This window comes from Arthrobacter sp. SRS-W-1-2016 (genome assembly GCF_002009585.1).
Lineage (GTDB): Bacteria > Actinomycetota > Actinomycetes > Actinomycetales > Micrococcaceae > Arthrobacter > Arthrobacter bambusae_A.
The window spans coordinates 85,367-94,467 of the sequence record NZ_MTPV01000026.1 but is presented as its reverse complement, the minus strand read 5'-3'; the positions used below and the strand labels follow the sequence as shown (position 1 = coordinate 94,467).

Sequence of the window (9,101 nt, the reverse complement as noted above, 5' to 3'; positions counted from 1 at the left end):
ACCGCCCGACGCCGGCACGACTACCTCTCGACCCTCGCCACCGCCACCCTGGGCGGCATCACCCGCAGCTTCAGCGCCCCGGATGCTGCCTTGAACCAGGCAGTCTAGACTCCGCCTACTTGGCGGTCGGCACGCGGCGGAGCACGACGGCGGAGAGGACTGCCGCCCCCGCCATCAGAACCAGCCCGATCGCCGCCGTGATGTGGACGCCCGATTCAAAGGCCGCACGCGCCGCGGTGCCCAGGGAGTCGCCCAATGGCTGGGGCAGGGTAGATGCGGTGTCCATGGCGCCGGCGAGCGTCTCCCGCGAGCGTTCTGCGGCGTGGGCCGACAGTTCGACCGGAAGCAGCAAATGGTGTTGGTAGGACGCTGTCAGGATGGAGCCGAGCACGGCTGTGCCCAGCAGTGATCCGAGTTCGTAGCCCGTTTCCGAGATCGCCGATGCCGCGCCTGCTTTGTCGGCAGGAACCGCGCCGAGGATCAGGTCGTTGGAGATGGTCTCCGCCGAGCCAACCCCGATGGCCAGCAGCAGGAGCGCCGTCAAAAGGTACCCCGGCCCCTGGCTGTGGTTTCCCAGGGCGGCCACGAGGTATCCCACCGCGCTCAGCGCCAATCCCGATGCCACCACCAGGCCAGGGCGGATCCGCTTGACCAAGGGGACCACCACCAGTCCTGCCACAATCGTGGCAAGTAGGGCGGGAACCATCGCGATCCCTGCCTGCATGGGGGACTGGCCCTCCACCAGCTGCAAGTGCTGGGCGAAGAAGTAGATGAACCCCGTCATGGAGAACAGGGACAGGACGTTGGCCGTAATGGCCGTGCTGAAGACCTTGTTCCGGAAAAGCTGAACGTCCAACATGGGCGATGCCAACGAGCCCTGCCTCCGGACGAAGACAATTCCCATAGCCAAGCCGAACACCATGAAGGCCGCGGGAACCGGGCCGAACCCGTGCACGGCGGCCTCCTTGATGCCGTAAACCACCGGGGCCATGGTCAGGACGGACAGCACCACGCTGGGAACGTCGGGCTTGCCCGGGTTGCGGTCCTTCGACTCGGGAATCAGGGACGGACCGAACGCCAGCAGGGGAAGCAACAGCGGCACGGCGACCAGGAACACGGCTCCCCACCGGAAATGCTCCACGAGCCAACCGCCAAAGATCGGACCGAGCGCGGCGCCGCCGGAGAATCCCGCGGCCCACACGGCAACCGCGAGCCGGCGGCGGTTCGGGTCCGGGAAGATGTTGCGGATCAACGACAGTGTGGACGGCATGAGCATGGCTCCGAAGATGCCCATGCTGGCACGTCCTGCAATGAGCCATTCAGCCGATGGGGCGAAGGCCGTGGCCGCGGAAACGGCCGCGAAGCCCGTGCTGCCGATCAACAGCAAGCGGCGGCGGCCGATCCGGTCACCCAGGTTTCCCATGGACACCAACAGTGCTGCGAGGACCAGCGGATAGGCATCCACGACCCATAGCAGCTGTACGCCCCCGACTTCCAGCGACCGGGCGATTTGCGGCAGGGCAAATGTCAGCGCCGTATTGTCCACAGCCACCAGCAGCACGGGGAACATCAGGAGTGCCAGGGCAGCCCAGTCGCGCCACGGGGCGGTGTGGATCGAAGGGGTACGCGGGTGCTGGGTTGTGGACGGGGTGAACATGAATATAACTGTACCGTCTGGACGGTATAGTTTCAATTTGACTCATCGAACTGCCGCATCGAACTAAGGGATGATGGACACCATGCCGCGAAAACCTATTGCCCGGGACGCTGTCCTGGATGCCTTTGAAGCCCTGCTGATCGAGGTGGGGGAGCGGGCTGCCACCCTGGACGCCGTCGCCAAGCGCGCAGGCGTCTCCAAGGGCGGCTTGCTCTACCATTTCCCCAACAAGGAAGCCATGATCAGCTCCTTGCTCGAGCGCATGGACGGGCTGGCCGCGCTGGACATCGAGGCGATGAAGGCAGCCCCGGAAGGTGCTGCCGCGTTCTTCATCAAGTCCTCGCTGTGGGCCGACACGCCCTTGGACCGGGTGTTTGTAGCGGCCACGCGCCTCGCGGAAGTAGCCCATGAAGAAACCCGCAGGCGCTTCGCCGGAATCCAGCAACAATGGCTCGATGTGCTGGCCGAGGAAGTGGGGCCTGAGATGGCCAAAGCCGTCCGGTACATGGGCGATGGACTCTACTTCAACGCAATGCTCGAAGGCGGCGCCGGTGATACGGAAGTCAAGGCCAGCGCGAGGAGCGCCGACGTCGGTGCGCTGCTGGCCGCCGTCGAACGCCTCCGTACCTGAGTGGCCACCCAACTGACTCGCATTAGGTGTCGTTTTGAGGCTCCAAAACGACAACAAGTGCCAGTCAGTTGGGAAAGTCGGGCTGCTAGGTAACCCTATTTGCGGACGCGGGCAGTCCATAGGACAATTGGTAGTTGTGGCAGCCGTCACCGGCAACCACAGTCGATTCACACAATTGAATACGCCTTTGATCTGCGGCGGGAGAGTCCTGCAGGCATGTGATGCAGGCGCCGTAGGAGCAAATCCTCCCCAGGAATCTCTCAGGCCCACGCACCGCCGCGGCAAGGCAACTCTGGAAAGCAGCACGCTGACGCGCGCTCACCGACGGTGCAAGCGGACAGTGCCATAAGCACGTTTCGCGGAAACTCTCAGGTCCAATACAGAGCGGGGAGGAATCCGATTAGCTGTGGCGTACCTTGCGCCGCCTTATAAATGGAGTTCCTTCGTGACGGTTAGTTCAACCTCCACCACGTTCGTTGACCGGCATATCGGCGCCCGTCGCCAGGCCGACATTGACATCATGCTCAAGTCTGTTGGCTACGACAGTGTCGATTCGCTCGTGGACACCGCGGTTCCCAAAGACATTCGCCAGGACGTCGCGCTGACGCTCCAGGACGCCCTGAGCGAGGTCGAGGTCCTGGCCGAGCTGCGCAGGCTGGCTTCCAAGAACAAGACGGCCGTGCAGATGATCGGCCAGGGCTATTACGACACCGTCACTCCGCCGGTGATCCGCCGCAACATCCTCGAATCCCCGGCCTGGTACACGGCCTACACCCCGTACCAGCCCGAGATTTCCCAGGGCCGCCTCGAAGCCCTGCTGAACTTCCAGACCATGGTCCAGGACCTGGTGGGCCTGCCCATCGCCAACGCTTCCCTCCTGGATGAAGCCACGGCCGTGGCCGAAGCGGTCCTGATGATGCGCCGGGCGAACAAGAACAAGAGCGCCCACGACGGCAAGACGGTCCTGGACGCCGACTGCCTCCCGCAGACCATCGCGATCGTGAAGGGCCGCGCCGAGGCGCTGGGCTTCGAGGTGGAGATCGCCGACCTGTCCCAGGGCCTGCCCGACGGCGAGATCAACGGGATCGTGCTGCAGCAGCCGGGCGTTTCCGGCCGGGTGTTCGACCACTCGGGCGTGATCGCCGCCGCCAAGGAACGCGGCGCCCTGGTCACGGTTGCCGCGGACCTGCTGGCCCTCACCCTGATCACGCCTCCGGGCGAGCAGGGTGCCGACATCGCCGTCGGCTCCACCCAGCGCTTCGGCGTGCCGTTGTTCTTCGGCGGCCCGCACGCCGCGTACATGGCGGTCCAGAAGGGCCTGGAGCGGTCGATGCCGGGCCGCTTGGTGGGCGTTTCCAAGGACGACGCCGGTACTCCGGCCTACCGCCTGGCGCTGCAGACCCGTGAGCAGCACATCCGCCGCGAGAAGGCGACGTCCAACATCTGCACCGCGCAGGCACTGCTGGCCATCGTTTCCTCGATGTACGCCGTCTACCACGGCCCCGAGGGCCTGAAGGCGATCGCCGAGACCGCCCACCACCACGCCCGCACCCTGGCTGCGTCCTTGAAGGCCGCGGGCCTTGAGGTGCTGCACGGCAGCTTCTTCGACACCGTCACCGTCCGCGTCCCGGGCAAGGCTGCCGGGATCGTCGCTGCCGCGGAGGCCCAGGGCATCAACCTGCGCGGCATCGACGCCGACACTGTGGGCGTCTCGGTTGACGAGACCACAACGACGGCGGTTGTCGCCGACGTCCTCGCCGCGTTTGGTGCTTCACTCACCGAAGCCAACGAGGGCTTCGTCCTGGAGGCCGCGGTCGAGCGTTCTTCGGACTACCTGCAGCACCCGGTGTTCAACACGCACCGTTCCGAAACCCAGTTGCTGCGCTACATCCGCAAGCTCTCGGACCGGGACCTGGCGCTGGACCGCACCATGATCCCGCTGGGTTCGTGCACGATGAAGCTGAACGCCACCGCCGAGATGGAAGCGATCTCCTGGCCTGAATTCGCCTCGATCCACCCCTTCGCCCCGGATTCCCAGACCGGGGGCTGGCGTGAACTCATCACGGACCTGGAATCCCAGCTGAGCGAGATCACCGGGTACGACCAGGTCTCCATCCAGCCCAACGCCGGTTCCCAGGGCGAGCTCGCTGGCCTGCTGGCGATCCGCGGCTACCACCACTCCCGCGGCGAGGCCCAGCGCAACGTCTGCCTCATCCCGGCCTCGGCCCACGGCACCAACGCCGCCTCGGCCGTGCTGGCCGGCATGAAGGTGGTGGTGGTGGCCACCGCGGCCGATGGCACCATCGACCACGCGGACCTGCAAGCCAAGATCGACGCCAACAAGGACGTCCTCTCGGCCATCATGATCACCTACCCCTCCACGCACGGCGTGTACGACGCGGACGTGCGCGAGGTCTGCGACTCCGTGCACGCAGCCGGCGGCCAGGTGTACATCGACGGCGCCAACCTCAACGCCCTGGTCGGCCTGGCCCAGCCGGGCAAGTTCGGCGGCGACGTGTCCCACCTGAACCTGCACAAGACCTTCTGCATCCCGCACGGCGGCGGAGGACCCGGCGTGGGCCCGGTCGCGGCCAAGGCGCACCTGGCCCCCTTCATGCCCGGCAATGCCGCGGCCTGGACCGAAGGCAACGACGTGCCCATCTCGGCTTCACGCTTCGGCTCCGCCGGCGTCCTGCCGATTTCCTGGGCCTACGTGAAGCTCATGGGCGGCGAAGGCCTCACCGAGGCCACGAAGTCCGCGCTGCTTGCCGCGAACTACATCGCCTCCCGCCTGAACGAGTACTTCCCCGTCCTCTACACCGGCGAAGGCGGACTCGTAGCCCACGAGTGCATCCTGGACCTGCGCGAACTGACCGCCAAGACCGGCGTCACCGCCGAGGACGTGGCCAAGCGCCTCATCGACTACGGCTTCCACGCACCCACCCTCGCGTTCCCCGTCGCGGGCACCCTGATGGTGGAACCCACCGAATCCGAGGACCTCGGCGAGATCGACCGCTTCATCGAAGCCATGATCACCATCCGCAAGGAAATCGACCAGGTCGCCCACGGCAACTTGACGGTGGAGAGCAGCCCGCTGCGCCACGCACCGCACACCGCGGCCGCCGTCGTCTCCTCCGACTGGAACCGTGAGTACTCCCGCGAGCAGGCCGTCTTCCCGGTCCACCACCTCAAGCAGGACAAGTACTTCCCGCCCGTAGGCCGCATCGACGGCGCCGCAGGCGACCGTAACCTGGTCTGCTCCTGCCCTCCGATCGAAGCCTTCGAGAACTAAAGGACTCCTCACGATGACTGAGAACTACACTGCGCTCTACGAAGAGCACAAGAAGCTCGGCGCTTCCTTCACCGATTTCGGTGGCTGGCAGATGCCCCTGAAGTACTCCTCCGAACTGGCCGAGCACCACGCCGTTCGCCAGTCCGCGGGCCTGTTCGACCTTTCCCACATGGGCGAAGTCTGGGTCACCGGCCCCGAAGCCGCGGCTTTCCTGGACTACGCCCTGGTGGGCAAGATCTCCGCCATGTCGATCGGCAAGGCGAAGTACTCGCTGATCTGCCAGGAAGACGGCGGCATCATCGACGACCTCATCACCTACCGCCGCGGCGATTCCACGTTCCTGGTGGTCCCTAACGCCGGCAACGCCAAGGTTGTCGCCGAGGCGCTGGCCGAACGGGCAGCCAACTTCGACGTCGTCGTCGAGGACGCCTCCGCGGCAACCTCGCTGATCGCCGTCCAGGGCCCCAAGGCGGAAGAAATCCTCCTCCGCCTCGTCCCTGCCGCACAGCACTCCCTCGTCACCGGGCTCAAGTACTACGCCGCCGTCGAGGTGCCCTTCACCTTTGCCGGGAACACGACGGAACTGCTGCTCGCCCGCACCGGCTACACCGGCGAGGACGGCTTCGAAATCTTCGTGGACAATGATGCCGCTGCGGCCCTGTGGCAAGCAATCGCAGCAGTTGCCCAGGACGGCGAGCTGATCCCCGCCGGCCTGGCCTCCCGTGACTCCCTGCGCCTGGAAGCGGGCATGCCGCTCTACGGCAACGAACTCTCCCGCGAAGGCAACCCCTTCTCGGCAGGCCTCGGCCCCGTGGTCTCCCTCGCCAAGGAAAGCGACTTCGTGGGCCGTGCTGCCCTGGAAGCCCTCAAGGCTGAGGGCGCCGGTTCCACCAGCGGCCGCAAGCTGGTCGGCCTCAAGGGCCTCGGCCGCCGCGCCGGCCGCAGCCACTACCCGGTCCTCAAGGACGGCGTCGTGGTCGGCGAAGTCACCTCCGGCCAGCCCAGCCCCACCCTCGGCTACCCCGTCGCGTTGGCCTATGTCGACGTCGAACACACCGAACCCGGTACGGCCCTTGACGTCGACCTGCGCGGCAAGTCCGAGCCGTTCGAAGTTGTCGCACTGCCGTTCTACAAGCGAGTCAAGTAAGTCGTCACGCCTTGAGCCCGTCGGATCCGGGGGTGGCTGGGAGCCGCGGGACGGAAGAATCCTCCGCGTGCTCGGTCGCGAAGACGCCCGCTGAGCGGACGTGTCGCTCCCAGGGGCCCACGCCGTCCGGGTTCCCTGACCGAGCTTGCGAGGTTAGGGGGACGGTGGGGACGCCCGCTTCCGGATCCTCCCGGCCAGCGGCGGCTCTCAGCTCACCGCGGGTTCAGATTCAGTCCGGCACCTTCGGCTCTCGCTTTCGAAAGCCAAAGGTGCTGGATGATAGGCCACCTGCCGCAGGTTGGGCTCGCGGGAACCACGGGTCACCGACTAAAACCGAAAGGGCCAGCGTTCTTTTCCGGAACGGTTGGCCCCGAAAACTGAACTGACGAAGGGCGGGTGACGGGATTCCGGCATGTGCGTCTAAGCGAGGAACGAGCGAGCACGCCGAGGAATTCCGTTATCCGCCACCCAACCCGACCACAACTGTTTTCTTAGACCAACGCAAAGGAAAAAACATGGCAAAAGTTGCACCTGAACTCCAGTACTCCGACGAGCACGAATGGGTTGCCCGCGAAGCCGGCAATCTTGTGTCCGTTGGCATCTCCGCCGTGGCCACCGACGCCCTCGGCGATATCGTGTACGTTGACTTGCCCGAGGTCGGTTCCGCTGTGACTGCGGGGGAGACCTGCGGTGAGGTGGAGTCCACGAAGTCCGTTTCGGATCTGTACTCCCCGGTCACGGGCGAGGTTACGGAAGTGAATTCCGACGTCGTCGACGATCCCGCACTGATCAACAACGATCCGTACGGTGCGGGGTGGCTCTTCAAGGTGGCCGCCGAGTCCGACGGTCCGCTGCTTTCCGCAGAGGAATACGCTTCCAAGAACGGTGGCGAGCTGTGAGCGCCGCGAACGGAACCGCGCGCACCGAGAACATTGCGTTCGAGCAGGTTGTTTCGCCGAGCCTGGATGCTGTGTTGTCCGAGCTGGATCCGGAGATCGCGGCGAAGATCGACGACGAGCTGAACCGTCAGCGGTCGGGCCTGGAAATGATCGCGTCGGAGAACCACACCGCCGTGGCTGTCATGCAGGCGCAGGGTTCGGTGCTGACCAACAAGTATGCCGAGGGCTACCCGGGCAAGCGCTACTACGGTGGTTGCGAGCACGTGGACGTCATCGAGCAGCTCGCGATCGACCGGGTGAAGGCCCTCTTCGGTGCCGGGTACGCGAACGTGCAGCCGCACTCCGGCGCCCAGGCGAACGCCTCGGTGATGCACGCCCTGATCAAGCCGGGCGATACCATCATGGGCCTGAACCTGGCCCACGGCGGGCACTTGACCCACGGCATGCGGATCAACTTCTCCGGCCGCCTGTACAACGTCATCCCGTACCAGGTCCGCAAAGAGGACCACCGGATCGACATGGCCGAAGTGGAGCGCCTGGCGCTTGAGCACAAGCCGGCACTGATCGTGGCCGGCTGGTCCGCCTACGCGCGCCAGCTGGACTTCGCCGAGTTCCGCCGCATCGCGGACCTCGTGGGCGCGTACCTCATGGTGGACATGGCGCACTTCGCCGGCCTCGTGGCCGCCGGCCTGCACCCGTCCCCGGTCCCGCACGCCCACGTGACGACGTCGACGACGCACAAGACCCTCGCCGGTCCGCGCGGCGGCATCATCCTCTCCAACGACGCCGACATCGCCAAGAAGATCAATTCCGCGGTCTTCCCGGGCCAGCAGGGCGGACCGTTGGAGCACGTGATCGCCGGCAAGGCCGTGGCCTTCAAGATCGCCGGTTCGGAAGAGTTCAAGGAACGCCAGGAACGCGTGTTGGCCGGTGCCCGGATCCTGGCCGAGCGCCTCGTCCAGCCCGACGTCACTGCCAAGGGCATCAACGTGATCTCCGGCGGCACCGACGTGCACCTGGTCCTCGTGGACCTGCGCAACTGCGAACTCAACGGCCAGGAAGCCGAGGACCGCCTCGCTGCGATCGACATCACCGTCAACCGCAACGCGGTTCCGTTCGACCCGCGCCCGCCGATGGTGACCTCCGGCCTGCGGATCGGCACCCCGGCACTGGCAACCCGCGGCTTCGGTGAAGCGGCGTTCCGCGAAGTTGCGGACATCATCGCCGAAGCACTGATCGCCGACGCCGACGCCGACCTCTCCGGCCTGCGTCACCGCGTGGAGGCACTCGCCGCCGCGCACCCGCTCTACCCCGGCGTCGCGAACCTCAGCTGAGGTTCTCCGCGGCTGGCTCCGGGACCGGGTTGGTTCCGGAGCCAGCTCACCTCGGCCGTCGGGGCCGGCATCCTCTGCGGGCTCGGTCGCGAAGACGCCCGCTGGGCGGACGTGACGCTCCCTTAGACGCCCGCTGCCGGA

At 66.1% G+C, this 9,101-nt stretch carries 6 protein-coding genes and 1 riboswitch; of the genes, 5 read left to right on the top strand and 1 reads right to left on the bottom strand.

What is annotated here, in order from left to right; translation table 11 throughout:
• Window positions 1-115 precede the first annotated feature (115 nt).
• Window positions 116-1,657, bottom strand: coding sequence for an MFS transporter (locus BMF89_RS06700; RefSeq protein WP_078106292.1), 1,542 nt, complete (start codon window positions 1,655-1,657; stop codon window positions 116-118).
• A gap of 82 nt (window positions 1,658-1,739) precedes the next feature.
• Between BMF89_RS06700 and BMF89_RS06695 the strand changes: the two genes are divergently transcribed.
• The 5 genes from BMF89_RS06695 (at window position 1,740) to glyA (ending at window position 8,960) form a co-directional block, all read left to right on the top strand.
• Window positions 1,740-2,288, top strand: coding sequence for a TetR/AcrR family transcriptional regulator (locus BMF89_RS06695; protein ID WP_078106300.1), 549 nt, complete (start codon window positions 1,740-1,742; stop codon window positions 2,286-2,288).
• 188 nt (window positions 2,289-2,476) lie between these two features.
• Window positions 2,477-2,574, top strand: a riboswitch (glycine riboswitch).
• Window positions 2,575-2,733: 159 nt separating this feature from the next.
• A complete protein-coding gene (gcvP, locus tag BMF89_RS06690; protein ID WP_078106291.1) occupies window positions 2,734-5,580 on the top strand; it encodes an aminomethyl-transferring glycine dehydrogenase in 2,847 nt (948 codons plus the stop codon).
• Between the two features lie 13 nt (window positions 5,581-5,593).
• Window positions 5,594-6,727, top strand: coding sequence for a glycine cleavage system aminomethyltransferase GcvT (gcvT, locus tag BMF89_RS06685; protein WP_078106290.1), 1,134 nt, complete (start codon window positions 5,594-5,596; stop codon window positions 6,725-6,727).
• Window positions 6,728-7,242: 515 nt separating this feature from the next.
• Window positions 7,243-7,626: a glycine cleavage system protein GcvH gene (gene gcvH, locus BMF89_RS06680; protein ID WP_078106289.1), complete on the top strand. Its 384-nt coding sequence runs from the start codon at window positions 7,243-7,245 to the stop codon at window positions 7,624-7,626.
• A 32-nt stretch (window positions 7,627-7,658) separates the two neighbouring features.
• Window positions 7,659-8,960, top strand: a complete 1,302-nt coding sequence (glyA, locus tag BMF89_RS06675) for a serine hydroxymethyltransferase (RefSeq protein ID WP_139359577.1) — start codon at window positions 7,659-7,661, stop codon at window positions 8,958-8,960.
• Window positions 8,961-9,101: the final 141 nt, after the last annotated feature.

Coding starts and splice junctions, on each gene's coding strand:
- gcvT (WP_078106290.1), top strand. CDS start 5,594: ATGACTGAGAACTACACTGCGCTCTACGAAGAGCACAAGAAGCTCGGC.
- BMF89_RS06700 (WP_078106292.1), bottom strand. CDS start 1,657: ATGTTCACCCCGTCCACAACCCAGCACCCGCGTACCCCTTCGATCCAC.
- BMF89_RS06695 (WP_078106300.1), top strand. CDS start 1,740: ATGCCGCGAAAACCTATTGCCCGGGACGCTGTCCTGGATGCCTTTGAA.
- gcvH (WP_078106289.1), top strand. CDS start 7,243: ATGGCAAAAGTTGCACCTGAACTCCAGTACTCCGACGAGCACGAATGG.